23 protein-coding genes are annotated in these 24,343 nt (G+C 72.7%); 4 read left to right on the forward strand and 19 right to left on the reverse strand.

Translation table 11 applies throughout. The features are described from left to right. Positions 1 to 127 precede the first annotated feature (127 nt). The 3 genes from ABZ806_RS38130 to ABZ806_RS38140 form a co-directional block, all read right to left on the reverse strand. Entirely contained in the window at positions 128 to 1,123 is a 996-nt protein-coding gene (locus ABZ806_RS38130; protein ID WP_500223229.1) for a CU044_5270 family protein, read from the reverse strand. Next, entirely contained in the window at positions 1,116 to 1,709 is a 594-nt protein-coding gene (locus tag ABZ806_RS38135) for an RNA polymerase sigma factor (protein ID WP_500223230.1), read from the reverse strand. Before ABZ806_RS38135 ends, ABZ806_RS38130 begins: the two co-directional genes overlap by 8 nt. A gap of 228 nt (positions 1,710 to 1,937) precedes the next feature. Then, positions 1,938 to 2,123: a hypothetical protein gene (locus ABZ806_RS38140; RefSeq protein WP_500223231.1), complete on the reverse strand. Its 186-nt coding sequence runs from the start codon at positions 2,121 to 2,123 to the stop codon at positions 1,938 to 1,940. Positions 2,124 to 2,348: 225 nt separating this feature from the next. Between ABZ806_RS38140 and ABZ806_RS38145 the strand changes: the two genes are divergently transcribed. Further along, positions 2,349 to 2,603, forward strand: a complete 255-nt coding sequence (locus tag ABZ806_RS38145; RefSeq protein ID WP_500223232.1) for a GntR family transcriptional regulator — start codon at positions 2,349 to 2,351, stop codon at positions 2,601 to 2,603. 86 nt (positions 2,604 to 2,689) lie between these two features. Next, complete coding sequence (locus ABZ806_RS38150; RefSeq protein ID WP_500223233.1) at positions 2,690 to 4,111, forward strand: MFS transporter; 1,422 nt, start codon at positions 2,690 to 2,692, stop codon at positions 4,109 to 4,111. Here ABZ806_RS38150 and ABZ806_RS38155 read toward each other — a convergent pair. Next, entirely contained in the window at positions 4,095 to 4,646 is a 552-nt protein-coding gene (locus tag ABZ806_RS38155) for a hypothetical protein (protein ID WP_500223234.1), read from the reverse strand. The two genes, ABZ806_RS38150 and ABZ806_RS38155, sit on opposite strands and share 17 nt — an antisense overlap. 66 nt (positions 4,647 to 4,712) lie before the next feature. Next, on the reverse strand, positions 4,713 to 5,387 hold the full coding sequence (locus ABZ806_RS38160) for a S1 family peptidase (RefSeq protein ID WP_500223235.1): 675 nt from the start codon (positions 5,385 to 5,387) through the stop codon (positions 4,713 to 4,715). A gap of 271 nt (positions 5,388 to 5,658) precedes the next feature. Here ABZ806_RS38160 and nhaA point away from each other — a divergent pair, with 271 nt between their 5' ends. Then, complete coding sequence (gene nhaA / locus ABZ806_RS38165; protein ID WP_500223236.1) at positions 5,659 to 7,551, forward strand: Na+/H+ antiporter NhaA; 1,893 nt, start codon at positions 5,659 to 5,661, stop codon at positions 7,549 to 7,551. 104 nt (positions 7,552 to 7,655) lie between these two features. Here nhaA and ABZ806_RS38170 read toward each other — a convergent pair whose 3' ends face one another. The 13 genes from ABZ806_RS38170 to topA all read right to left on the reverse strand — a co-directional run bounded on the left by ABZ806_RS38170 (position 7,656) and on the right by topA (position 21,524). After that, complete coding sequence (locus ABZ806_RS38170; protein WP_500223237.1) at positions 7,656 to 7,847, reverse strand: hypothetical protein; 192 nt, start codon at positions 7,845 to 7,847, stop codon at positions 7,656 to 7,658. A gap of 2 nt (positions 7,848 to 7,849) precedes the next feature. After that, a complete protein-coding gene (locus ABZ806_RS38175; RefSeq protein ID WP_500223238.1) occupies positions 7,850 to 8,305 on the reverse strand; it encodes a helix-turn-helix domain-containing protein in 456 nt (151 codons plus the stop codon). Between the two features lie 131 nt (positions 8,306 to 8,436). Further along, positions 8,437 to 9,270: a PSP1 domain-containing protein gene (locus ABZ806_RS38180; protein WP_500223256.1), complete on the reverse strand. Its 834-nt coding sequence runs from the start codon at positions 9,268 to 9,270 to the stop codon at positions 8,437 to 8,439. Positions 9,271 to 9,334: 64 nt separating this feature from the next. After that, on the reverse strand, positions 9,335 to 10,318 hold the full coding sequence (locus ABZ806_RS38185) for a hypothetical protein (RefSeq protein ID WP_500223239.1): 984 nt from the start codon (positions 10,316 to 10,318) through the stop codon (positions 9,335 to 9,337). Between the two features lie 152 nt (positions 10,319 to 10,470). Next, entirely contained in the window at positions 10,471 to 11,313 is an 843-nt protein-coding gene (locus tag ABZ806_RS38190) for a fructosamine kinase family protein (protein ID WP_500223240.1), read from the reverse strand. After that, a complete protein-coding gene (locus tag ABZ806_RS38195; protein ID WP_500223241.1) occupies positions 11,314 to 11,793 on the reverse strand; it encodes a low molecular weight protein-tyrosine-phosphatase in 480 nt (159 codons plus the stop codon). A gap of 19 nt (positions 11,794 to 11,812) precedes the next feature. Then, a complete protein-coding gene (locus ABZ806_RS38200; protein ID WP_500223242.1) occupies positions 11,813 to 12,400 on the reverse strand; it encodes a permease-like cell division protein FtsX in 588 nt (195 codons plus the stop codon). After that, the gene (locus ABZ806_RS38205; RefSeq protein WP_500223243.1) at positions 12,397 to 12,921 is read right to left on the reverse strand and encodes a SigE family RNA polymerase sigma factor; all 525 of its coding nucleotides are present in this window, start codon (positions 12,919 to 12,921) and stop codon (positions 12,397 to 12,399) included. Before ABZ806_RS38205 ends, ABZ806_RS38200 begins: the two co-directional genes overlap by 4 nt. A gap of 101 nt (positions 12,922 to 13,022) precedes the next feature. Next, positions 13,023 to 13,571, reverse strand: a complete 549-nt coding sequence (locus ABZ806_RS38210; RefSeq protein WP_500223244.1) for a permease-like cell division protein FtsX — start codon at positions 13,569 to 13,571, stop codon at positions 13,023 to 13,025. Between the two features lie 177 nt (positions 13,572 to 13,748). Continuing rightward, on the reverse strand, positions 13,749 to 15,341 hold the full coding sequence (locus ABZ806_RS38215; protein WP_500223245.1) for a S8 family peptidase: 1,593 nt from the start codon (positions 15,339 to 15,341) through the stop codon (positions 13,749 to 13,751). Between the two features lie 230 nt (positions 15,342 to 15,571). Continuing rightward, on the reverse strand, positions 15,572 to 16,711 hold the full coding sequence (locus ABZ806_RS38220) for a DNA polymerase III subunit delta' (protein ID WP_500223246.1): 1,140 nt from the start codon (positions 16,709 to 16,711) through the stop codon (positions 15,572 to 15,574). Between the two features lie 27 nt (positions 16,712 to 16,738). Further along, a complete protein-coding gene (gene tmk, locus ABZ806_RS38225; protein WP_500223247.1) occupies positions 16,739 to 18,814 on the reverse strand; it encodes a dTMP kinase in 2,076 nt (691 codons plus the stop codon). Positions 18,815 to 18,842: 28 nt separating this feature from the next. Further along, positions 18,843 to 21,524: a type I DNA topoisomerase gene (gene topA / locus ABZ806_RS38230; RefSeq protein WP_500223248.1), complete on the reverse strand. Its 2,682-nt coding sequence runs from the start codon at positions 21,522 to 21,524 to the stop codon at positions 18,843 to 18,845. A 240-nt stretch (positions 21,525 to 21,764) separates the two neighbouring features. Between topA and ABZ806_RS38235 the strand changes: the two genes are divergently transcribed. After that, positions 21,765 to 21,950: a DUF5703 family protein gene (locus ABZ806_RS38235; RefSeq protein WP_500223249.1), complete on the forward strand. Its 186-nt coding sequence runs from the start codon at positions 21,765 to 21,767 to the stop codon at positions 21,948 to 21,950. A gap of 127 nt (positions 21,951 to 22,077) precedes the next feature. Here the strand turns inward: ABZ806_RS38235 and ABZ806_RS38240 are convergent, their stop codons facing one another. After that, the gene (locus tag ABZ806_RS38240) at positions 22,078 to 24,315 is read right to left on the reverse strand and encodes a chaplin family protein (RefSeq protein WP_500223250.1); all 2,238 of its coding nucleotides are present in this window, start codon (positions 24,313 to 24,315) and stop codon (positions 22,078 to 22,080) included. Positions 24,316 to 24,343: the final 28 nt, after the last annotated feature.

A 24,343-nucleotide genomic window follows, 5' to 3' on the forward strand; every position in this document is an offset into this window, starting at 1 on the left:
GATCCACGACAAGCACATCGAGATCATCGTCCGCCAGATGCTGAAGCGGGTGAACATCCTCGAGTCGGGCGACACCTCGCTGCTCCCGGGCGACCAGCATCGGGGATGCCGGGCCTCCGCGGGCGGGTCAGGAGCGGCCGGGGAGGTGATCGGCCACGGTGACCCGCAGGATGGTGATCTTCCCTTCGCCCGCCTCGCTGCCGGGCTCGCCGGTCGGGTCCATGCCCTGCGGCCGGGGCGTCAGGTCGAGGTAGTGACTGCCCAGGTAGCGGTAGGTGGAGCGGTCGAACAGCAGCGCCAGCCGGGCGCCTTCGGACTTCAGGGACAGCGCCACGGCGGGACGTCCGAGGGCGTCGGTCGCGTGCTCGTCCACCTGGACCGCCGGGACGTCGCTGAGGAACTCGAAGACCTGGGCGCGCAGCTTCGGCGGAAGGTAGCCCTGCAGGAGGTCGCCCATCCCGTACCAGCTCCACTCACCGAACGGCTTGCCCGTGGTCGGCGGGGTGGCAACGGCACCGGGGGTGTGCGCGGTGCCGGGCGTGAACGGGCCGGTCTGCGACCTCCAGTGCCGCATCAGTCCGGGCAGCTCGCGCACCATCCACAGGGGGCTGCCCGGTCGTGGCACGGCCTGGCTCTCGTCCTCGATGGGGATCGGGGTGGAGCAGATCTTCGCCGGCCGCGCGCGGCAGGGGGCGCGCCGGAGGCCCGGCTTGGAGCCGTCCACCGACACCCAGGAATCCCTGGTCTCCTTGCCAGCGGGCCTGCCCTTCGCGACCTTGCCCGGCCCCCACGCGACGACGGACCGGACGTGGAGGTACTGGCCGGGCCGCGGGTTCAACTCGGGCTGCTCGCGGGCGACGGCGGCGGCCTTCGTGAACACCTCGTGGGCGCTGACCGTTCGGATCTGCCCGGAACCGCCGTCCGTGCCCGCCACCGCCACCGCGACACCGGCGGCCACCGCGCCCGCAAGGCCGGCCGCCAGCAGGCCGGGGAACGGCCGGCGGCGCGGAGCGCGGCGGCGCCCGCCGTCCCGGGCGAGGGTCGTCAGCCGCGACCGGCCCTCGGCCAGGACGACCGGGCTGGGCGGCGGCACCTCGTCGTACATCTGCTGGAGCTCACCCATGGTGCCGTTCCTCTCTCGTGTCCAGGGGGTCGATTCCGCCCAGCGCCTCGCGCATCTTGGCGCGGGCCCGGCTGAGGCGGGAGTGGACGGTGCCGGTGGCGATGCCGAGGGCCGCGCCGATCTCGGCCGGGGACAGGTCGCCGGACGCGGTCAGCAGCAGGACGTCCCGCTGCCCCCGGTTCAGCCGGCTCAGCGCGTCCGCCAGCCTCGGCCGGACGCCCGCGGCGGCGACCCGGTCCGCCACGCCCTCGTCGGCGGAGCCCGCCGCCGGATCGGCTCCGGTGCGGGCCACGGCCCGCCAGAACCGCACCTCGCGGCGCCGGTGCCGGCCGATCAGGTTGGTGGCGATCCCGTACAGCCAGGGCAGCGCGTTCAGCCGTTCGGGGTCGTACCGGTCGCGCTGCCGGAACGCGTGCAGGAACGTCTCGGCCATCAGGTCGTCGGCCAGGTCGCGGCCGAGCCGCCGGGCGAGGTACCGGTGGATCGCCGGAGCGTGCCGGTCGTACAGCGCGGCGAACTCCTCCGGGTCCCGGCGGGATCTCTCGATGATCGCCCGGTCGCTGTGCTGGTGCACCTCGGCGGTCACGGCGGTCTCATCCTCGTCATCTAGGACCCTTCGCAGCGTCGGTGTCGGTCACCCGGTTTTTCACCGCACCCCTGCATCCGCTTCCCCGCACGTCACAGGGTCGGCGCCCGGCTCACCACGTCGCCCGATGCCTCCCCCGGTACGCCGGACGCCGCGCCGCCGCGTGCACCGCGGCGGACCCCGCCAGCATCACGGCACCGCCGAGGAACATCACCGCGACGAGCATGGTCACGGCGCCACCCCCGGCTCCCGCTCGGCAGTGGTTCGACGGCCGTCATGACGTCCGTCCATCGCGCGGCGCCGGTCGGCCTCCGCCATCCGCTCGGCGAGCCGCTCGGCCGCGCACACGATGCCCGCCTTGATGTTCTCGGCGACGCACTGCACCTCCAACTCCCCGAAGACGAAGGCGGTCACGCGGAGTCTGCACCCGTACTCCAACTGCGCCGCCGACAACCCGCCAGGCCGAGTCGCCGTCCACAAACGCCCGTCCTCGCTAAGGACGACGGTCCATCCATCAATGCGCGGGGCATCTCGCCCGTTCCCGAGGGGTGTCATGCAGTCACAGTACGTCTTGTCTATGCCTGTCCATGCATAGGCATGTCTATGTAGCGACATGCCTGGCCGCCTATGGTCGTGATCATGGGCCACATCAGCGACGGGCCGGTTCCGAAGTACGCGCAACTGGCGGGCGTCCTGCGCCAGCGCATCGAGTCCGGCGCCTTGGCGCCCGGTGACCCGATTCCGTCCGAGACCGCCCTCGAAGCAGAGTTCGACCTCGCTCGCGGCACCATCCGCAAGGCCGTCGCCATGCTCCGCGAGGAAGGCGTGATCGTCACCACGCGCGGCAAAGGGTCGTATGTCGCTGACCAGAGCGAGAGCAGCGCCGGGGAGTAAGGCTCGGACGGTATTACCTCGGGCGTTATCGCCTTCGTGGGCGGGGGCGCGCGATCGTCGTGGGCAGACGACGATCTGGGGGGACCATGTCGCATACCGCGATTCCGGCCGCCGGCGCGCGCGAGGCCGCGCGTCCGCGCGGCGCGTCCACAGGGACGCTGCTGGTGCTGCTCACCGGCATCTTCATCACCACGCTCGACTTCTTCATCGTCAATGTGGCGATTCCCGACATCCAGCGCAGCCTGGGCGCGGGTGCCACCGCGATCCAGTGGGTGGTGGCCGGGTTCGGGCTGGCGCTCGGCGGCGGGCTCATCACCGGCGGGCGGCTCGGTGACCTGCTCGGACGCCGCCGGATGTACGCGCTCGGCCTCGCGCTGTTCACCGCCGCGTCGCTGGCGTGCGGGGTCGCCCCCTCGCCCGGTTCGCTGATCGCGGCGCGGGTCGCGCAGGGCCTCGCGGCGGCGCTGCTCATGCCGCAGGTGCTCGGGATCATCAACGGCGCCTTCACCGGGGAGCGGCGGGCGCGGGCGTTCACCGCCTACGGGCTGGCGCTCGGGCTCGGCGGCGTGTTCGGGCAGCTCATCGGCGGTGCGCTGATCGAGGCCGACCTCTTCGGCACGGGGTGGCGGAGCATCTTCCTGATCAACGTGCCGGTCGGGCTGGTGACGCTGGCGCTGGTCCGCCGGACGGTCCCGGCGCAACCGCGCACCCGGGGCACCCGTCTGGACGTCACCGGAACCGTCCTGGTCACGCTGGGGCTCGTCGCGCTCGTCCTGCCGCTGATCGAGGGACGCCGGCTGGGCTGGCCCGCCTGGACGTGGGCGTCGCTCGCCGCCTCGGCCCTCCTGCTGGCCGTGTTCGCGACGTACCAGTACCGGCTCGACCGGCGCGGCGGTGCGCCGCTGGTCGCGCCCGGCCTGTTCCGCGAGCGCTCGTTCCGGGTCGGCAGCGGCCTCGCCCTCGTGTATACGCTGGCCATGGCGTCCTTCTTCCTCTACCTCGCCCTCTACCTGCAGCAGGGACGCGGGCTCAGCGCGCTGGAGTCGGGCCTGCTGTTCGTCGCGCTCGGCGCCGGGTACTTCGCCGCCTCCACCCGCGCCACGGCCATCGCGGCCCGCGTCGGACGGCAGGTCCTCGCCCTCGGCGCCGCCGTGCAGGCGACCGGGTGCCTGCTGCTGATCGCCGCGCTGGAGCACGGCATCGCATGGCTCATCCCGGGTCTGGCGCTCGTCGGCGCGGGCATGGGGTTCGTGCTGGCGCCGCTGTCCGCGCTTGTCCTGTCCGGGGTGGCCGACCGGCATGCCGGATCGGCCGCCGGGGTCCTGTCCACGGCGCAGCAGGTCGGCAACGCGCTCGGCGTCGCGCTGGTCGGGATCGTCTTCTACGGGGGCACGGGCGGCACCTCGGACGCCTTCCAGACGTCCCTGCTCCCCGTGATGGCCTTCTGCGCGGCCACCGCGGCCCTGGCCCAACTCCTCCCGCGGCGCCCGCTCAGCCCAGGTCGATGATCTCGACGTCCGGGGCGAAGTGCGCCACCGCGGCGGCCAGCCGGTCGCGGTCGAGGCGCCAGCCGTTCACCTGCCGGCTCGCCTTGGCGACCTCGGCGGGGACGTGACCGGCCACCGCCCCGTAAAGGAGGCGGCCCGCCTTGCCGACCGGCTTGCCGGCAGGCCGGTCCTCGTGCCGGAGGACGCCCACGTAGGGAATGCTCTGCCCGGCAGACTGCTTCCACAGGACGACGGCCTTCACGTCCGTCCACGGGACGGACAGCAGCGACGCCCGATACCGGAACGGGCCTCCGGCGACCATGATGCCCTCGGCGTCGGCACGGAAGGCGACCTTGCGCGAGAACGTCATGGCGAGAAAGACCAGGCCGGCGACACCGAACAGCACGACGCCGAGCACGCGGATGTGAAGAGGCACCTCCGGCAGCAGGCATCCGAGAATCAGGACCACGGAGCCGATGAGCAGGGCCGTGTTCTTCAGCGTCGGGCCGTAACGGACCTCGTAGACCTCGCCGGGTTCCATCCCGATCACCTCCACCACGCCGAATGTACGGTGATCACGGCGCCGGGCCAAGGGGTGTCGGGCGCCTCGGTGACCGTCCGGTCAGTAGACGGTGACGCCGAAGGCGGCGAGGACCGCGGTGACCGGCTGGAAGAAGGACGTGCCGCCGCTGGTGCAGTTGCCGGAGCCGCCGATCCCGAGGCCGATCGCGGTGGTGCCCGAGAAGTACGGTGCGCCCGGGGTGTCGCCGGGTTCCGCGCAGATGTTCGTCCTGGCCAGGCCGGTGATCGTCCCCTCGGGGAACCGGACGGTGACGTTGACCGCCGTCACGGTGCCGCACCGGACGCCGGTGGTGGGACCGCTGCGGCACACGCTCTGCCCGACGACCGGGCTGCCCGCCGACGCGATGTCCTGCGATCCGGGGTAGAGGCGCACGCTGCCGGGCCTCTCCACCTGCGGGTCGACATACCGGACGAGCCCGACGGCGACGTTGGTGACGGCGACGACGGTGCCGAGTTCCACGGTCAGGCCCGGGTCGGCGTACAGGGTCAGCCCGGCCTGGGCGCAGCCGCCCGCCGTGAGGAAGTAGTAGGTGCCGTTCTGGCGGACGTTGAAGCCGAGCGTGCAGCGGATGCCGCCGGGCGCGAAGACCGGCTGCCCGCCTTCGCCGCTCGGAGCGGTCGCGGCCGCCGCCGGGGAGGCGGACGCGCCGGGAGCGAAGGCGACCAGGGCGGCGGTGACCGCGGTCGCGGCGAGCGTGAGCGTGCGGCGTCTCACGAGTCCTCCTGTGGGAGCCCAGAATGGCGACTTTCCCGAATAGTCCGGAAAACGGGAGGCCCCGGCAAGGGGACGAAGGTGCCAAGGTTGGCGGAGGCCGTCCGGCAGAATCACGACGACGCCAGCTGGGAAGCCGGTTCCGCCCCACGCAGGCTTGTCGAAACCCGCTGAACACCTCGTCACCCCGCGCTGGAATCACCCTGACCCATTTGGTGTTTTCTGGACGATCTCTTGGGACGAGAAGCGGGGGCGAACCGGTGAGGATGCGGTCATGACCGAAGATCGGGCGGAAGCGGCCGGGCCGCTCGCCGGGAAGACGGCATGGGCGCGCAGCTTACGGACACCGCTGCGGGAGTTCCTGCGCACCGAGACCGGCGGTGCCGTGTTCCTGCTGGCCGCGACGCTCGCCGCGCTCGCGTGGGCGAACATCGACGCGTCCTCGTACGAGAGGCTCTGGGGCACGCAGGCGTCGATCCGGGTCGGCGACGCGGGCATCACGCGCGACCTGCGCGACTGGGTCAACGGCGGCCTCATGACGATCTTCTTCTTCGTCGTCGGGCTGGAGGCGCGCCGCGAGTACGACATGGGCGAGCTGCGCGACCGGCGGCGGGTCGCGCTGCCGCTCGCCGCCGGCCTCGGCGGGATGATGGTGCCGGTCGCCATCTACCTGGCGTTCAACGCGGGCCAGTCCACCGCGCACGGCTGGGGCATCGCGATGTCGACGGACACGGCGTTCGCGCTCGGCGTGCTGGCGCTGGTCGGCCGCAGCTTCCCGCCCCGGCTCCGCGTCTACCTGCTCACCGCCACCGTCGTGGACGACGTCGTCGCGCTCGCGGTGATCGGGATCTTCTACAGCGCGGACGTCTCGCCGCCGGCGCTGCTGGCGGCGCTCGGGATCTTCGCGGTGATCGTGCTGATCCGCGCCGCCGGCATCCGGCAGTTCGGCGTCTACCTGATCCTCGGCGTGGCCACGTGGGGGGCGCTGGAGTCGTCCGGCGTGGAACCGATCGTCATCGGGCTGGCGATGGGGCTGCTGACCTACGCGCATCCCGCCGCGCGCACCGACCTGGAGCGGGCGACGGAGGTGTTCCGGCTGTTCCGGGAGCAGCCGACGCCCGAGTACGCGCGGTCGGCGCAGACCGGGGTGGCCGCGGCGATCTCGCCGAACGAACGGCTGCAGCTGATGATCCACCCGTGGACGAGCTACGTGATCGTCCCGCTGTTCGCGCTCGCCAACGCGGGGATCACCATCGGCGGCGGCGTCCTCGGCCGCGCGTTCACCTCGCCGGTCACGCTGGGCATCCTGGTCGGCTACGTCGTCGGCAAGCCGATCGGCCTGCTCGGCTTCTCCTGGCTCGTGACGCGGTTCAGCGGGGGACGGCTGCGCCCGCCGGTCGGCTGGGCCGCGGTCGGCGGCGGCGGCACGATCGCCGGCATCGGCTTCACGGTGGCGCTGCTGATCGCCACCCTCACCTTCACCGGCCCGCGGCTCGACGAGGCGAAGATCGGCATCCTGTCCGGCGCGCTGGGCGCCACGATCGTGACCTGGGTCGTCGTCCGGCTGACCGGGCTGCTGCCGCCCAAGCGGCGGCTGCGCGCCCTGCTCGGGACGTCGGAGACCATCGTCGACCTGGCCGCGCCGGTCGATCCCGAGCGCGACCACGTCCGCGGCCCGGCCCGCGCGCCGGTCACCGTGGTCGAGTACGGCGACTTCGAATGCCCCTACTGCGGGCAGGCCGAGGACGTCATCCGGGAACTGCTCGCCGGGCAGGGGGACGTCCGGTACGTGTGGCGGCACCTGCCGCTGACCGACGTCCACCCGCAGGCGCAGCTGGCGGCGCAGGCCGCCGAGGCCGCCGCCGAGCAGGACGCCTTCTGGGAGATGCACGACCTGCTCCTCGGCCACCAGGACGAGCTGGGGCCCAAGGACCTCGTCCGCCACGCCGCCGACCTGGGCCTCGACGTCGACCGGTTCCGCGCGGACCTGCGCCGCGGCCTCGGCACCGACCGCATCGCCGAGGACGTCGACTCCGCCGACCTGAGCAGCGTCTCCGGCACCCCGACGTTCTTCGTCAACGGCCGCCGCCACATGGGCGCCTACGACATCACCGACCTGACCGCAGCCATCAAGACCGCCCGCAAATCCGCCGCCCTCCGCTCCTGACACCCGATGCCGGGGCTTCCCCTCGGGCCGAGGTGAGAACGGGGCTCGCGTCGCCTCAGAGCCGAGTTCGCAAGGCTGCGACGGACTCCACCATGCCTGCCCGCTCAAGCTCGTCGAGTACGTCCTCTATCGTCTCCGATGTCCGGGCGGTTGGCGGCGAGATTCTCCTGCATCTCGTCGAGGATGGCGGTCGTCCACTTGGCCTGGACCAGCCCGGATCGGGCGACACGGATCAGCATGTCGCGCTGGGTGTTGCCGTACAGCGCGCACGCGTCGTACACGGCCACGAACGTCACGGTCAGATCCCCAGCTCCTGGCCGAGTTCGGTGAGCTCGTCGACGGCGGCACGGCTCTGGGCCTCCGACTCGCGCTTGTAGGCCATGAGGTCGTCGTACCGGACGCGGCGGTGGCGCCCCACCCGCTTGAACGGGATCGTCCCCCCTTCCAGGAGTCCGATCAGGTAGGGGCGCGAGACGTTGAGGAGGTCAGCGGCCTGCTGGGTGGTGAGTTCGGCGTGCGACGGCATGACCGACACGCCCCGTCCCGCAGCCGCCTGCGTCAAGATGTAGGCGAGGAGGCTCACCGCTTCGCGCGGGAGCACCAGGGCCTCGTCTCCACCGAGTTCGGCCATCACCTTGATGGCCTGCTCGTCAGGGTGCCGCTGAAGATACGCCTTGATCCTCTGGACGGCCCGCGCGGCCTGCTCGGAGTCGATGGCGCCCGGCTCGACGCGCTTGACCTGGACGTCTGTCATGCGTCCCCCTCCCCTCGGCGACCCTTCCTATTCGCATTATGCGAAACAAGCGCAGCAAACGCAAGACACTCGGTCACTCTGAGCGAGACTCTGCGTGCGCTGTGCGATAGCGACCGAGGTGCCGCCACGGCTCAGTCGGGACCGTCCCCCGGATCGGGGTTGTACAACTCGTCGTGTTGCTGGCGCGGGGAGCAGACTGAGGCGGATGGGCAGGAGCAGCGGCGGGAGCCCACCTTGACCGTCACGCGGTCGCCGGGGACGTTGTAGCCGATCACCTGGCCCTCGCCCTCGGGGGTGCTGACGCGGGAGCCGAGGCGCGGGGCCTTCTCCTTGAACTCCATGTAGAGCGGGTGCTCGTACTTGAGGCAGCACATCAGGCGGCCGCAGGCGCCGGCGATGCGGAGCGGGTTGACGGGGAGGTCCTGCTCCTTCGCCATGCGGACGGAGACGGGCTCGAAGTCCTTGAGGAAGGTGGCGCAGCACAGGTCGCGGCCGCAGGGGCCGATGCCGCCCTGCAGGCGGGCCTCGTCGCGCGGGCCGACCTGGCGGAGCTCGACGCGGGCCTTGATGCCGCGGGCCAGGTCGCGGACGAGGGCGCGGAAGTCGACCCGGTGCGGCGCGGTGAAGTAGATCTTGAAGATGTTGTCGGCGTCGAGGAAGTCGACGCCGATGACCTTCATGGGGAGCTCGTGCTTGCGGATGAGGCGCTTGGCGATCGAGCGTCCCTCGGCGCGGCGGCGGCGGTTGGCCTCGTCGCGGGAGAGGTGCTCGTCGGTGGCGGGGCCGGCGCATTCGGGGAGGCCGTCGATGTCCTCCGACACCCACTGCGGCGCCCACACGCACTCGGCGACCTCGGGGCCCGAGTCGGTCGGGACGAGGACCTTGTCGCCGACCCGCGGGGTGTGCGGGCCCGGGTCGAGGTAGTAGAGCCGGCCGTAACGAGTGAAGCTGACGGCCATCACCATGCCCACGGTTTCGCTCCGTTCGCCCGGTTTCGTGTGCCCCACGTTAGTCCGGAGGGCACGTCCGTCACCAGGTGGCGTCGGCGAGGTCCTTCCCGGGGACGGCCGGGACGTCCCTCGTGTGGAGGTCGCCCGCGAGCGCGAGGACGCCTCCGCCGGTGTGGGCGATGTCGAGGTCGGTGAGCGGGCCCGTCACCTTCTGGCGCCACAGGACCTTCCCCGGCTCGCCCGTGAGCGCGAAGTTCTGGACGGTCAGCTGGGTCTTTGCGACCGTGCCGACCACGGCCTGCTCGCCGTCGCGCGTCAGGACGGCGTTGGCGCTGCCCTTGGGCAGGGTCATGACGGCCTTGCTGAGCTTGAGGTCGCCTGCGGCGGCGCTGGTGTCGATGGTGCGCAGCTGGTGTTTGGCCGAGCCGACCGGGCTCCAGACGAAGGAGAGTGTCGTACCCGACCACGAAAGGCTGTCGACGCGCCCGGGTGACTTGGTGGTCCAGGTCTTGCGGGCACCTGAGCTGAGGGTCAGGACGTCCACGCGGCTGCGTTTGCCCTTGTAGGTGACGTAGGCGACGTGGTCGCCGGTGACGGCGATGTCCGACCAGGACGTGGAGGCGCCCGGGACGACGGCCTCCGGGATGTCCTTCAGGTCCTGCGGGCTCCCGTCGTCGCCCAACTGGAGGCGCTGGAAGGTGACCTTGCGGTCGCCGTAGGACGCGACGATGTACGAGCCGTCCTTCACGGCGGCGACGCGCTGGAAGCTGCGTCCCTCGGGCGGGGCCACCGGCAGCCCGATGTCCGCGCCGGTGTGGACGTCGCGGACGACCAGCGCCGTGCCCTCGGCGGTGACCCCGACGACGAACCGGGGGTCGGTCTGCTCCGCCTTCGCGGCCGCCTTCGCCTCGTGCTCGTCGTCCCCGCCCCCCTGCTGGTGGCGGTGCACCATGTCCACGCCGCCGCCGATGCACAGCGCCGCGACCGCGGCCGCGGTGAGCGGGATCAGGCCCTTCCATGAGCCGAGCCGGGTCCCCGGGTCCTCGCGCCTGCCGTCTGCCATGGGTTCGCCGCGCACCTGCCTCTCCAACGCTCCGTCGTTTCTACCTCATGTACGGCGCCGCATACGCCCAGAAATGTGGAGTTACCGCATCGAAGTGAAGTCGCGAGCCGCGGGCTCATCGTAGGGGCCGCGCGCACCCTTCGGGGAGGCGGTCAGGCAAGGACGGCACGAGCGGCGTCGACCAGGGACGCGCGGTACGAGCCGCCGAACAGGGCCACGTGCACGAGGAGCGGGTGCAGCTGGTGCAGCGGGACGCGGGACCGCCAGCCGTCCGCCAGCGGCGCCGCCTCGTCGTAGGAGGCCAGGACCGTTTCGAGGTGCGGTGCCCCGAAGAGGGCCATCATGGCCAGGTCCGTCTCGCGGTGCCCGCCGTGGGCGGCCGGGTCGATGAGGAGGGCCCGGCCGTCCGTCCACAGGACGTTGCCCGACCACAGGTCGCCGTGGATCCGGGACGGCGGCTCCGGCGGGCCGGCGAGGTCGTCGATGCCGACGATGACGCGCTCGATCAGGCGGACGTCGCCGGACGCCAGGTGCCTGGCGCCGAGGCGGAGGAACGGTTCGAGGCGGCGTTCGGCGTACCAGCGCGGCCAGCCCCGGTCGTCCGGCGTGTTGTCGAGCGGGAGGTCGGCGATGAAGCCGTCCCACGGCGCGCCGTAGGCGTCCGGGCGGTCGCCGGTGTGCAGGGCGGCCAGCTCGCGGCCGAGCCGTTCGGCGGCCTCCGCCGTCGGCGCGGACGACGGCAGCCACGGCAGGACGAGCATGCGGTCGTCGGCGGCGAGCACGTCCGGGACGGGCGCCTGCGGGCCCGCCCCGCCCAGCCAGCGCAGGCCCGCGGCCTCGGCGACGAACACCCCGGGCTGGTCGGCGGCCGCCTTGACGAACACCTCGCGGCCGTCGGCGAGGGACGCGCGGTGCAGCGTCCAGGAATGGCTGGAACCGAGGTCGCGCACGCCCGCGACCCCGGTGCCGAGCAGCTCCGCCAGCCGGTCGCGCACTCAGTGCTCCTTGAGCCCGGCGCGGATCTCCTCCAGAAGGCCGGGCATCGCCGCCTCGACCTGCTCCAGGACCAGGTCGAAGTCGGCGCGCCCGCCGTAGTACGGGTCGGGGACGTCGAGGTCGCCGGCGGCGTCCGGGTCGAACTCGCGCAGCAGCCTGATCCGGCCGCGCGCCGCCTCGTCCGGCGCCATCGAGCGCAGCGCCCGCAGATGCCCCTCGTCCAGCGCCAGGATCAGGTCGTACCGGCCGAACCAGGACGGCTCGAACTGCCGCGCGATGTGCGCCGACCGGTAACCGGCCCGCCGCAGCGTCGCGACCGTCCGCTCGTCGGCGTCGTCGCCCGCGTGCCAGCCGCCGGTGCCGGAGCTGTCGACCTCGACGTCCAGGCCCTCGTCCTCGACGTGGTGGCGCAGGACCCATTCGGCCATCGGGGAGCGGCAGATGTTGCCGGTGCAGACGAACGTGACGCGGTACGACATGGCCCCATCATGCCCGAGGTCAGCGCCCTTCAACGATGACGGTGTCCACGCCCGGCGTGCCCAGCACGGCCTTCATCGCGTCCCTGCCGTCCGACCCCGGGGCGAGGGTGACCCTGAACGACTCCGGAATGTCGCCGCGCTTGAGCATCCGGTCGACCCACGGGGAGTCCCTGAAGCGCCTCTCGAAGCGCTCGAGCGCCTGCGTGCTGCTCTCGAACTCGACGCCGCGGACCGACGGGACCGCCTCCAGTTGCCGCCGGATCGCCTGCTTCTGCGGCCCGGTCGCCTTCCTGCCGTCGCAGGACGGGTTGGCGGACGTCTTCAGGCAGAGGAACACCGTGATCTTCGGCGCCGTCGGAGCGGACGGCGAAGGGGACGCCGGCGGCGAGGCCAGCGGGGCGATCTTGCTGCTCGGCGCGAAGACGCCGCCGAGCGCCGCTCCCCCCACGACCACGGCGGCGGACGCCGCCACGGCCGCCACCGCCAGCGCCGGGCGTGACAGCCTCCGGCGCGGCGCCGCGAACCTCGGCTCCGGCACGTCCGCGGGGCCGATGGTGTCGCCCACGGTCTTCAGTGCGTCCCTGAGACGCTCTTCGGTGGCGTTCATTCCCCGCTCCCCAGGATCCGGCCCAGCGCGGCGATCGCCCGGGACGTGGTCGACTTGACGGTGCCGGGGCTGATCCCCATGGCGTCGGCGATCTCCTCGGCGGACAGGTCGCAGAAATAGCGCAGGACCAGCGCCTCCCGCTGCCGGGCCGGGAGGCGGTGCAGCGCCTCCATGACCTCGCGCCGGTCCTCCCCGACCATCGCCGCCGCCTCGGCGGACCAGACGGGCGCCTCGTGGACGGTCCGGAACGGCCTCCGGCGCCGCCGCAGCGCCGTCCGCGACCTGTTCAGCACGGCCGAGCGGACGTAGGTCAGCGCGCTCTCGCGGTCGCGCAGCCGGGACCAGCGCCGGTACAGGCCGGCGAACGCCTCCTGGACGACGTCCTCGGCCGTCCCGCGGTCACCGACCATCACCAGGGCGAGGCGCGTCAGCCCGAGCGCGTGCCCCCGGTACAGGTCGGTGACCGCGGCGGTCGCGTCGCCGGGCGTCCCGTCCGCCGGGCCGTCCCTCTCGGCAAGCACCGTTTCGATTTCCATGTCTCAGAGACGCCGCCGCGCGCCGCCGGTTGCCTCCGCGCCCGGAAACTCCTAAAAGAGCAGAGCACGACCGGTGGGGGCGGCGATCACGTCCTGGGAGGAAGGGACCGGACGACGACGGTGTCCACGCCGGGCACGCCCTCCACCTCCGCCTTCAGGGCCTCGGCGGCCTCGATGTCGGCGACGCGGACGCGGAGCGAGTCGGGGATGTCGCCGGAGGTGACCCCTTCGAACAGGTCCTTGCGATCCGCGAAGGTCTTCTCGAATCGCTCGAAGGCCTCCTCCTTCGACTCGTACTCGACGCGGAGCACGCCGGCCATCCCCTCCACATGCTGCCTGACCACGTCCTTCTCGCCCTGCGCCGCGTCCCGGCTCCTGCATTTGGCGTTGCTCGAACTGACGACGCAGAAGTACACCGCCACGTCGCGCTCCTCACTGGAGGTGCGCCGGGGCTCGTCCCGCAGCACCAGGTAGCCGGCGACGACCGCGCTCGCCGTCACCAGGACGGCCATCACGACGGCGGCGACGATCACGACCGGGCGCGCGAACGGCGCCCGCTGCCGCTCCGGGGGTGGTAGCCGGGGACCGTCCTCCGCGTCCGGAGTGTCTCCGCGCTGCCCGTCGGACTCACCCATCATTCCTCCTCCGGGGTCGGAACATCGAGCAGCCGGTTCGGCACCGGGCGGCTCACACGCCGTCTCCGGCCTCGCGGCCCGTCCATGACAGCCTCGCAAGCCGGTCGGCGCGGGGCAAAGAACACGACCCCCGGCCGGGGCCGGGGGTCGCGTCCTGGGGTGGGTCGAGCGGTGGGATCAGCGGTGGCCGACGGCGTTCAGCGCGTCCACGATGCCGTTCCCGAAGAAGCCGTTCTGCTCCTTGGAGCCCTCACACGTCTGGGTCGACGTCTGCTTGCCCGCCGACGTGTACCAGACGTACTCGAAGGTGCGCGGGCTCGGGCATTCCTTGGCGGTCGCCGTGCCGCGCAGCACGCGCTCCACGTAGTCCGGGCTGAGGGTGAGGCCGCCGCGGCGGTCCCGGTGCCCGTACTTGCTGACGATCAGCGCGGCGACGCCGACCGCGTGCGGCGAGGCCATCGAGGTGCCCTGGATCGACTGGTAGTAGGCGCAGTCGTCGCCCTTGCAGCTGCGGATGATGTTCGGCACGTTCGGCGTGCCGTCGGCGTTCAGCTGGCCGCGCTCCTTCGCGAGACGCTCGGGGTAGGCCGCCCAGATGCCGCCCTTGTCGTCCGCTCGCTGGTCCGCGTTGTCGACCTTGTCGCCGCCGGGCGCCGCCACCGCGACGTACCCGTTGCCGAAGCTGCTGTAGTACGACTTGCGGGTGGACGGGCCGGTCGCCGAGATCGGGATGACGTGGTCGCCCTCGGACGGCATCGACACGCAGCTCGCCGGGACCGTCCGGTCGTGCGGCGCCTCACCCGGCGTGGACGGGAAGTCCGGGCTGCTGGCGTCCTCGTTCGTCTTGGTGTAGTCGACGAAGTCGTTGCCGGCCGCGGAGATCAGCGTGACGCCGCGGTCGTGCGCGAAGTCCAGGGCGCGCTGCGTCGCCTTGATGATCGTGCGCTGTTCGAGCTGGTCCTCGGGGCTGTCGGCCGGGTTGTTGCCGCAGTTCCAGAGCCACGGGTCGACGTAGTAGCTCATGTTGACGACGTCGATGCCGTTCTTGGCCGCGTAGGTGAGGCCGTCCACGGTCGGCTGGAGGAAGAAGTAGCCGGAGTCCTGGCCGACGCGCAGGTTGACGATCGAGACGTTCGGCGCGACGCCCGCCATGCCGAGCCCGTTGCGGGGCGAGGCGATCGTGGACGCGACGTGCGTGCCGTGGTCGTTGTCGTCCCAGTCGACGGGGTCGACGCACGACGTGAACTCGCACGGGCCGTCGACCTCGTTGCCGTTGGCGTCCGTCGGGATGTCGTGGGTGAAGTTACGGCTCAGCTTGCGGTTGAAGTTCGGCTTGATGTCGGGGTGGCTGCCGTCCACGCCGGTGTCGAGGATGCCGACCAGCACGCGCTTGTCGCCCGGCTCCTTCTTGTACGAGCCGTTCGCCGTCGCGTGGATCTGCTTCATGTCCCACTGCAGGTCGGCGAGCGGTTCCTCGTTCTTGGACGGGGCGCCCTTGAGCGACAGCGTGCTCTTGGTGCCGGTCATCCGCTCGACCTTCGCGGCCTTCTTCTTGGTCTTCGGCGCCTCGCCGATGACCCGGTTGTGCGCGACGCCGTCCAGCGCCCGCTCGTTCATCACCGCGTGGATGAACTCGGGGTTGTCCGAGCGGACGGTCGCGACGCCCACGTCGCGGTTCTCATGGACGATCTTGCCGCCGGCCTCGCGGACCGCGCGGTGGGCCCAGCCGAGTGGCACGCGTTCCTTGTAAAGAACGACGTACTCCGACATCTCTCCCTTCGCCTGCGCTGGTTTCGGTTCCGCTGACGCTGGGACCGCGAGCGCCGCCATGGTGGCGACGGCGCACGCGGCGGAAATCAAGGCTCGCCGCAAAGCTGACCTCCTGGCCGTGGGGAGCTAACCCGGGATGTGGGGGTAAACCAGGCGAAGGTACGCGTGCGGCAGTTGAGAGTTGCGTACGGTTATATAACGAAAAGGTAGATCTCTTGTAAGGGCGCCCATCAGCCGGTGCGGAGCGCGAGCGTGAGCGCCTCCACGGCCAGCAGCGGATTGACGTTCGCCGCGAGCCGCTCCCGGCACGCCATGATCGCGTCCAGCCGCCGGAGCGTGTCCTCGGGACGGCCCTGCCGCGCCGCCGTCCGCAGCTCCGGCCCCAGGTCGACGTTGACCAGTTCCGAGCCCGCCCCGAGCTGGAGCGTCAGCACGTCCCGGTAATAGGACGCGAGGTCGAGCAGCGTCCGGTCGAGCGAGTCGCGCTCCAGCCGGGTGGCGCGGGACTTCTGCCTGGCCTCCAGCTCCTTCAGCGCACCGGCCGTGCCGCGCGGCATCCGACCCTTCGCGCTCTCGCCCAGCGCCTGCCGCAGCGCCGACGTCTCCGACTCGTTCAGCTCCTCGGTCTGCGCCTTCGCCTCCGCCTTCGCCGCCGCGACGAGCGAGTCCGCGGCGGCCACGGCCGGGCTCACCGCCGTCAGCCGGCGCGGCACCGCCAGCACCTCGGCCCGCCGCCGCCGCGCCTGCGCGTCGGTCGCCAGCCGCCGCGCCCGGCTGATGTGCCCCTGCGCGGCCCGCGCCACGACGTCCGCGGTCTCGCGGTCCACCCCGTCGCGCAGCGCGAGGACGTCGGCGACCGCGTCGATGGGCGGCGTGCGCAGGGTCACCAGGCGGCACCGCGACCTGATCGTCACCAGCAGGTCGTCCGGGGACGGCGTGCACAGCAGCCACACCGTCCGGGCGGGCGGCTCCTCGATCGCCTTCAGCAGCGCGTTCGCCGCGCCCTCGGTGGCCCGGTCGGCGTCCTCGAACAGGACGATCTGCCAGCGTCCGCCGGTCGGGGCCGACGCCGCCCGCAGCACCAGCGCCCGCGCCTCCTTGACCCCGTACGACAGGCCCTGCGGGCGGATGACCTCCACGTCCGCGTGCGTGCCCTGGAAGATCTGGTGGCAGGACGCGCAGTGCCCGCACCCGCGCGGCGTCTCCCGGCACTGCAGCGCCGCCGCGAACGCCCGCGCCGCCGCGGACCGCCCGGCGCCCGGCGGCCCGGTGAACAGCCACGCGTGCGCCAGGCCGCTCGTCCCCTCCGCGGCCGACGACAGCTGCTCGACAACGGGCCCCTGCCCGACCAGGTCGTCCCACACGCTCATGGGGTAGAGGCTACGCGGATCGGCGGATCAGAAGTCGCGGATGGCCGGGAAGGTGCTCGTGGCGTCCTCGGTCCCCGCCGGGACCGGGTCGGGGAGGATCTCGCGGATGCGGTACTGGATCTCCCGGCTCAGCTCGCTCTGCGGGCGGCTCGCGTCCAGGACGAGGTAGCGGTCCGGGTCGGCCTCGGCGAGGGCGCGGAACCCGGCGCGGACGCGCTCGTGGAAGTCCTGCGGCTCGGACTCGATCCGGTCGGCGGGGGCGGGCAGCCGGCGTAGCCCGGCCGCCGGCGGGATCTCCAGCAGGACGGTCAGGTCCGGGACGAGGCCGCCGGTCGCCCAGGCGTTGACGCGGGCGATGTCCTCGACCGGCTGCTGCCGCCCGAACCCCTGGTAGGCGAGGGACGAGTCGACGTACCGGTCGCTGACGACGATCGCGCCGCGCTCCATCGCCGGCCGGATCACGTTGGCGATGTGGTCGGCGCGGTCCGCCGCGTACAGCAGGGTCTCGGCGCGGTCGGACAGCCCAGTCGTGTCGCGGTCGAGTAGCATCGCCCGCAGCCGCATCCCGATCTTGGTGGCGCCGGGCTCGTGCGTGGTGACGACGTCGTAGCCGTGGTCGCGGAGCCAGATCGCGGCGAGCCGCGCCTGGGTGGTCTTGCCCGCGCCCTCGCCGCCCTCGAACGCGACGAACACGCCGCGCTCCCGGCGGACGGGCTGCTGGGCCGCCTCCGCGGCGGCCTGCGGCACCGTGTAGATCTCGCCGTGCAGGGCGGCGCGCAGGTCGGGGACGAGCGGGATGCCGCGCCGGTCGTCCAGCCGCCGGTACGCGGGCAGCCCGCACACCAGCGCGACGACCGCCGCGATCAGCAGCGCGGCGCCGGACCCGGCGAAGTCGTAGACGCCGCCGCCCAGCTCGATCCGGTGCGCGCCGAGCGCCCCGGCCACCAGCGGGACGGCGATGAGCGCGACCAGCGCGGTGACGAGCGAGACGGCGCGCAGGTAGGCGACCGGGCGGGCGTCCTCGGGCGCGTCCGGGTCGGTCACCGCGGCGGTGGCCGTCGACCAGGCGGCCCCCGCGAACACGCCGAGGAACGCCGCCGTGAACACGACGACGACCAGGTTCTGGACGAGGGCGAGCACGACCAGCGCCAGCGCGGCGGCGACCACGGCGAGGCCGAGGAGCCGGCGGCGGCTGAACGGGACGAGGGCGCGCGGCCCGAGGAACATCCCAGAGCCGAGCCCGAACGCCAGCCCGGCGAGGACGGTCCCGTAGCCCGCGTCGCCGCCCCCGAGCTCACCGGCATGGACGCGGGCGACGGCGACGACCGCGCCCGCCGTGAGCGACGCCGCGGCGATCGCGACGCCGGTGCCGCGCGCGGCGGCCGTCCCCGGGCCCTGGAACAGCAGCTTCAGCGGGGCCGGGACCGGGACCACCGCCGTGACCGGGATCTCCCGGATCATCGCGACGGCGGCGGCGGACACGGCGAAGATCCCGGCCGTCACGTAGAGGGCGAGGTCGGCGCGGGAGCCGCGGCCGAGCGTCCCGTCGGCGATCAGGGCGAGGACCGCGAACAGCACGGCGGCGGCCGGGGCCGGGCCGAAGACCGCGCGGGACGCGGTGCGGGCGGCGCGCGGCTCCTCGTCCGGGGTCAGGGCGCGCAGCGACGCGCGCGCCGCCGCCGCCCAGAGCAGGCTCAGGCAGGAGACCAGGAACGCGGCGGCGAGCGTCCAGGCGAGCAGGTCCACGAGCGGCACCGTGACGACGATCACCAGCCGCAGCACGTCCGTGATCAGCAGCATGAGGCGGCGGTCGACGCGCGCGGCGAGCGGGCCGGCGAGCGGTGCGAGCAGCACCGCGGGCAGCAGCATCAGCGCCAGCGTGCCGCCGACCGCCTGCGCCCGCGCGGCCACGTCGTCGTCGCGGGTCAGCATCGCGACCATCGCGGTCAGTGCGGGGACACTGAGCCACTGCGCGAGGCCCGCGAGCGACAGCGCGGTCCGGAGCCGCCGGAACGGCCCGCGCGGCGTCGGCGGCGGAGGTGACGAAACGCCCGGCGGCTGTGACGCTGCGGGGTGCGGCCGAGGTGCGCCCGTTCTGGTCATGTCGGTCAGGGTATCGGCGTAGATGTCCCTAGGAGCCGGACTTCGCGGAGGTTCGGCCCCGGGTCGTCGTCTTCTTCTTCCCGCCACCCGCGGCCACCTTCTCGCGGCGCTCCGCGAGGAGCTCCGCGGCCCGCTGGATCGTGATCGACTCGACCTCGTCGCCCTTGCGCAGGCTCGCGTTCGTCTCGCCGTCGGTGACGTACGGGCCGAACCTGCCCTCCTTCACCACCACCGGCTTCTCGCTCGCCGGGTCCTTGCCCAGCTCGCGCAGCGGCGCGGCGGCCGCGGCCCGCCGGCCGCGCTGCTTGGGCTGCGCGAACAGCTCCTTCGCCTGGTCGAGCGTGACCGTGAACAGCTCGTCCTCGGAGCCGAGCGAACGGCTGTCGGTGCCCCGCTTGATGTAGGGGCCGAACCGGCCGTTCTGCGCGGTCACGGGCTCGCCGTCCAGCTCACCGAGCGTGCGCGGCAGCGACAGCAGCTTCAGCGCGTCGTCCAGCGTGATCGTGTCGAGCGACATCGACTTGAACAGCGAACCGGTGCGCGGCTTGGCGGCGTCGGCCTTCTTCGTCCGCTTCTTCCCCTCGGCGGGCGGCGGCGCCTCGGGCAGGATCTCGGTCACGTAGGGCCCGAACCGCCCCGACTTCGCGACGATCACGTGCCCCGTCGCCGGGTCGGTGCCGAGCTCCCGGTCGCCGGACGGCTGCGCGAGCAGCTCCTCCGCCTTCTCCCCGGTCAGCTCGTCCGGCGCGATGTCGTCGGGGATGTTGACGCGCTCGCCGTCCCGGTCGAGGTAGGAGCCGTACCGCCCGACCCGCACCACGATGTCGGTGCCCTTGATCGGGAACGAGCTGATGCCCTTGGCGTCGATGTCGCTGATGTCGCCGACGAGCTCCCGCAGGCCCTCCTCGCCGTTGTCGCCGTAGTAGAACCGGTTCAGCCACGGGACGCGCTCGGCGTCGCCGCGCGCGATCTCGTCGAGACCGTCCTCCATGTGGGCGGTGAAGTCGTAGTCGACCAGGTTGCCGAAGTGCTGCTCCAGCAGGTTCGTCACGGCGAACGCCAGGAACGACGGGACGAGCGCCGTGCCCTTCTTGAACACGTACTCGCGGGCCAGGATCGTCCCGATGATCGAGGCGTACGTCGACGGCCGCCCGATCTCCCGCTCCTCCAGCTCCTTGACCAGGCTGGCCTCGGTGTAGCGGGCCGGCGGGCGGGTGGAGTGGCCCTCGGCGTCCACCGCGTTCGCGGTCAGCGGGTCGCCCTCGGCCAGGTTCGGCAGCCGCCGCTCCTGGTCGTCACGGTCGGTGGACGGGTCGTCGGCGCTCTCCACGTACGCCTTCAGGAACCCGTAGAACGTGATCGTCTTCCCGGTCGCACCGAACTCGGCGCGCTCGTTCCGCGTCGACAGCCCGGTCACCCGGATCGACACCGACTGGCCGAGCGCGTCCTTCATCTGGGACGCGATCGTCCGCTTCCAGATCAGCTCGTACAGCCGGAACTGGTCGCCGCTCAGCCCCGTCTCCGCCGGGGTGCGGAAGGTGTCGCCCGCCGGGCGGATCGCCTCGTGCGCCTCCTGCGCGTTCTTGACCTTGGACGCGTAGACGCGCGGCTTGTCCGGGACGTACTGGCCGCCGAACAGCGCCGCCGCCTGCCGGCGCGCCGCCGTGATCGCCGTCTCCGACAGCGTGATCGAGTCGGTGCGCATGTAGGTGATGAAGCCGTTCTCGTACAGCTTCTGCGCGACCGACATCGTGTACTTCGCGGAGAAGTTCAGCTTGCGGCTGGCCTCCTGCTGGAGGGTCGTCGTCCGAAAGGGAGGGTACGGGCGCCGCGTGTACGGCTTCGGCTCGACCGACTTGACCTCGTACGGGCGGCCGCGCAGCCGCTCGGCCAGGGCCCGCGCGGCCTCCTCGTCCAGGTGCAGCGCGTCCCTGGTCTTCAGGGTGCCGTCGGAGGCGAAGTCGCGGCCCTGCGCGACGCGCTTGCCGTCCACGCTGACCAGCCCGGCCTTGAAGACCTTGGGCTCGTCCTCCTTGCCGGTGTCGAACTGGCCCGCGATGTCCCAGTAGTGGGCGGGGACGAACGCGATCCGCTCCCGCTCACGCTCGACGACCAGCCGCGTCGCCACCGACTGGACGCGGCCCGCCGACAGCTTCGGCATGACCTTCTTCCACAGGACGGGGCTGACCTCGTACCCGTAGAGGCGGTCCAGGACGCGGCGCGTCTCCTGCGCGTTCACCAGCGGCATGTTCAGCTCGCGGGGATTCGCGGCGGCGCGCTGGATCGCGTCCTTGGTGATCTCGTTGAAGACCATCCGGTGCACGGGGACCTTCGGCTTCAGGACCTCCTGGAGGTGCCAGGCGATCGCCTCGCCCTCGCGGTCCTCGTCCGTCGCGAGAAACAGCTCGTCGGCCTCGGCCAGCAGCTTCTTCAGCTTCTGGACCTGCTGCCGCTTGTCGGTGTTGACCACGTAGAGGGGCTCGAACTCGCGCTCGACGTTCACGCCGAGCTTCGCCCACGGCTCGCCCTTGTACTTGGCCGGCACCTCGGAGGCGCTCCCCGGGAGGTCCCGGATGTGGCCGATACTGGACTCCACGATGTAGCCGCGGCCCAGGTACCCCGCGATCGTCTTCGCCTTCGCGGGCGACTCGACGATCACCAGGCGCGTACCCGCGCCGTTGCCCTTCGCGGTGCCGTTCTTGGCTGGCACAGTCGCTCCAACCTCGCTGTCTCGATCCTCTTACACAGGCTCTTTCTTACCGGCTTCGTACAACGCCGCAGGACGGCGCGTTCATACCCGCGCACACCTCGACCCTCATGCCGCCCATCGGAAGACGGGATTCTCACCGCCCCGCGCCCCAGACAGGATGACATGCCGCCGGGCGCCGCGCGGACCGGGACGCCACCGTAGGGTGCCGTACGCACGGTAGACCAGGTAATAATGGTCGCAATGGCGGAGTACACCTACCTCGTCCTGTCACTGCCCCGCGGTACCACGCGCGATACCGCCCGGCAGATCCTGACCGAGCACGCGGAACGCGACGGCTGGGAGATCGATCGGTTGCGCCTCTACCCGGACGGGCGCCGCCGTATTCAACTCCGCCGCAAGGTCATCCGCGCCGTCCGCACGTTCTGACCGTTCCGGGGCGGAGCGTAGCACCCCCCTGACGTACCGTGGCACGGCTTCCGACCTACCGTGGCACGGCTTCGCCCGCCCCGGACCGCGCCTCCGGGACGGGCGAAGATCTACCGGGCGCCCCCGCTCAGCGGCGCCCGTCCAGCCGGACCCGACGCGCCAGCGTCAGCGCCCCGGCCAGCACACCCAGCACCCCGCTCGCGGCGAACGCCCACAGCGACCCGGCCCCGTCCGAGACCGTCTCCCGGGCCGCGACGTTCCGCACCGGCCCGATCTCGCCCGTCACCGGGACGATCTCGTGCCCCGCGACCGGCGTGGCGGGCACCACGGCGCGGGCGGGTGACCGCAGCGCGTCGACGGCCCGCAGCCCGATCGGCCTCCGCACGACGCCACCGCCCGGCAGCGCCCGCGCGTCGAGCACCGAGACCGCGACGGGCGCCCCGCCCTGCCGCGCCACACCCGCACCGCGCACCGGCCCCCCGGCCCCGGGCACCAGTCCCGCCGGAACCAGCCCACCGACACCCGGCAGCAGTCCCGCCGGAACGAGCCCACCGACACCGGGCAGCCCGTCGTGCACACGCCGGCCGTCCAGCCCCGGCACCGCGTTCGCCGGAACCAGGCCGCCGACACCGGGCAGGCCGTCGCGCACGCGCCGGCCGTCCAGCGTGGACGCGCCGTCCAGCTCGGGCAGCGTGTTCGTGGGGACCAGGCCGTCGGCGCCGGGGAGGCCACCCTTCGCGCGGCGGGTTGCCAGGTCGGGCAGCGGAGCGGCGGCCGGGAGGAGCCCGTTCGTTCCGGCGGTGTCCGCGGTGGAGAGGCCGTTCAGGGTCAGGCCCTGGGGCAGCGCGTTCGCCGGGAGGATGCCGTGCGCGGCGGACAGGTCCGCGGGGACGCGTCGGCCGTTCAGGGCGGAGTCGCCGTCCAGCTTCGGGAGCGCGTTCGGCGCCACGACGTCGTCGGTGCCGGGCAGGCCGCCCTGCGCGCGGTGGTTCGCCATGGGCAGGCCCACCAGCCTGGACAGACCGACCGTGCGGACGAGGTCCCCCGTCGCGGCAAGGCCGTCCGGCTGCACAGAGGAGAGGGCCCCGCTTCCGGGCAGCGTGTTGTTCGCGAGCACGCCGTTCGCCGCGGATGCGATGCCGTCCGTGGTGAGGACGTTGCCGGGGGCCTTGCGCCCGTTCGCCGGCGGCAGGCTCGGCAGGGCGCCGGGCGTGGTGGGCAGGTCGGTCGCCACCCCGGGGAGGGCCGGGAAGGCGGTCGAGATCGGGATGCCGGTCGCCCGGTAGTACCCGCCGTAACCGTCGTCATCGCCGTAGCCGTCGTCGCCGCCGTAGCCGGGGGCGTCCTCGCACAGGGCCGAGGCGGTGCCGACGATCGCGGCGGCGTTGCCGCAGACCTCGGCGGGGATCTGGACCGGCGCGTCCACCTGGTTGCCGCCGCCGACGCCGGTGCCACCGGACGTCTGCGTGCCGGAACCGTCGTGCGGGCCGTGCACGTGGGCGCCGCCCTCGCAGAACGCCCACGCCTGGCCGACCACTCCCGCCGCGTTGCCGCAGACGGTCGCCGGGATGCTGATCGGGGCGTTGACCTGGTTTCCGGCGATGATCCCGACGGCGCCGTCCGTGGTCTGGCGGACCGTGCCGTGGCCGCCGTCGTGGACGGACGCGCCGCCCGCGCAGGACGCCGCCCCGCTGCCGACCGCGTTGCCGCACACGTCCACAGGCACGCTGATCGGAAGGTTGCCCTGGTTGCCGGAGCCGACCCCGAAGATTCCGGACGCCTGCTGCCCGGACCCGGTGTTTCCGGCGTGCTTGACGACGGAACCGCCCTCGCAGCCGGCCACCGCGTCCCCGGCGATCGCGACGGCGTTGCCGCACACGTCCACCGGGACGGAGATCGGCGCGTTGACCTGGTTTCCGGCGATGACGCCGTGCGCCCCGTCGGTGACCTGGCCGCTCTTGCCGCCGCCGGTGGCCTTGGCGCCGCCGGTGCAGCCCGCGTCGGCGTGCCCGAGGACGCCGACCGCGTTGCCGCAGACGTTCACCGGCACCGAGATCGGCGCGTCGACCTGGTTGCCGGACGCGATGCCGTGCGCACCCGAGGTCTGCTGGCCGTTCCCGCCGCGTTGGTGGACCGTGGCGCCGCCGTGGGACGTGGCGCTGCCGGTCCCGAGCAGGGCGGCGGCGTTGCCGCTCACGTCGACCGGCGCCGAGATCGGCGCGTCGACCTGGTTGCCGCTCAGGATGCCGCCGTTGCCGCTCGTCACGTCGGCGAAGGCGTTGGACGGGATGGCGGTGACGCCGAGGGCGACAAAGCCCGCGGCGAACACCGCGGCACGAGATATGCCTTTTGCCCGCGTTCGCATGATGCTCCGTTTCGGGGAGAGTGGTGGA

The sequence above is a fragment of the Spirillospora sp. NPDC047418 genome (assembly GCF_040643275.1).
Lineage (GTDB): Bacteria > Actinomycetota > Actinomycetes > Streptosporangiales > Streptosporangiaceae > Spirillospora.